We start from the raw sequence: 1,505 nt of genomic DNA, 5'->3' as shown, positions 1-1,505 counted from the left end.
CGACTGGCAGCAACGGCTTGATCTTTTTGTACAACACCGCGCTAACTTCCTTGTTTCTTTTCTTTCCCATGCACCGTCAACGCGCATCCCGCGCTTGGCGATGACAGGCTTTTGTTAGCCGCTCTTAATGTCAACCATAAGAGACAATCAGACGCTATAGAGCGTATGAATGCCAGCTATCGGAGGAAAACAGTGAAGCTTGCCATTGCCGTTGTGATGTTCGCCCTACTCGTGACCGGATGCACGACTACCCAGCAGCCCGATGGGAGCACGCGCGTTGCGGTGTCGTTGGGCGACAAGCTGGGCCTGCGATCCAAGGAGGTGTCGCAGTCAGCGCCGAGCCCGGTTGAGAAGGTGGCAAGCAAGGAAGACGCGGCCAGGACATCTGCCGCGCTCGCCGCACCCTTGCAAGGCGAGCCTACCCGGGACGCACTGCGCACCCCGACCATCAAATCGACACCGCTGGCAGGCATCTTCGCCAAGCATCCCTACGACGGAACACCGAAGACCTACTTCCCGCGCGTGGCCGTCACGGTAACGGATTGGTCGCGCGGAGATTGCTGGATCGCCACGGCCACGATCTGGTGGAGCAAGAGCAAGTCGGAGGCAGTGCCGAACTTTTCGGTCTGCTGGGGACAGTCGGTGGGCTATGCGGTCAACAACGCGGCCAACCTTCACCTCTTCATGCAGCAGATGGCGGTGGAACACAGCGGCAATGTGCGGACGATCGGCCCGAAGCCGCCGATGCTGGCCATCCCTGACCGGCAGCCGATCACCGAGCGTCAGCAACTGGCTTTCCAGGGCTTCCTCCAACAATTGGTGCTCGACACCGGCTGGCAGCCTGGCGCCCCGACCAATCTATGGCTTGTTGGCTACGACGCCAATGCTGCGAGCAGCCCGGCCGCTGCCCGCAGCGCCGACGGCCAAATGGCGCCTCCGATGGATGCCAAGGCCAGAGCACAACTTGAGCAAGCGCTCGCCTGCACCGCGATCGGCAAGCGCTTTGATCTGGCCGAGGCCGCGCTCAAGCAGGTAGGTTGGCGGCCCGACCAGGGCGTCACGCCGGTGACGTTGGCGGAGTCGGTCAAGGTCTACGGCTTCGGCGCCCGCAAGATCGCGGTTGCACGCGACGGCGGTGAGCAGACCTACCGCAGGCTTCCTGCCTGGCGTGAGCGTTCAGCAGGTGGTGAAGGCGGCATCTCTGAACCTGGGCAAGGATCGCAAGACGTATGGTCGGGTGACCAAGCTCGGCGTGCTGTCGGCCGCAACCGAGAACGGTGAGACCACATTGACCTGCACGGTCACCGCCGAAGACCTCGAGGGGTGACATGAGTATGCAATGCCCGAGTTGCGGCAGCACGCACATTCAGCCGTTCGCCTGTTGATTTCCACGCAGAAGTGACCCACTAACCCCCAGGATTTCCATCCAAACCTGACCCACGTACTAACCCTAACCTGCTGCTTCGTTGAGCAGCAGGAGACCAGGAGTGATAGACGTGGCAACA

Annotated in this window: 1 protein-coding gene; it reads left to right on the top strand. The window is 61.6% G+C overall.

Annotated features, from left to right (window positions below; all coding sequences use genetic code 11):
• Window positions 1–165 precede the first annotated feature (165 nt).
• Complete coding sequence (locus tag JHD63_RS22525) at window positions 166–1,281, top strand: hypothetical protein (protein ID WP_233168548.1); 1,116 nt, start codon at window positions 166–168, stop codon at window positions 1,279–1,281.
• Window positions 1,282–1,505: the final 224 nt, after the last annotated feature.

Source organism: Xylophilus sp. ASV27 (assembly GCF_016428875.1).
Lineage (GTDB): Bacteria > Pseudomonadota > Gammaproteobacteria > Burkholderiales > Burkholderiaceae_C > Xylophilus.
This window is presented reverse-complemented; position numbering and strand designations above follow the sequence as displayed.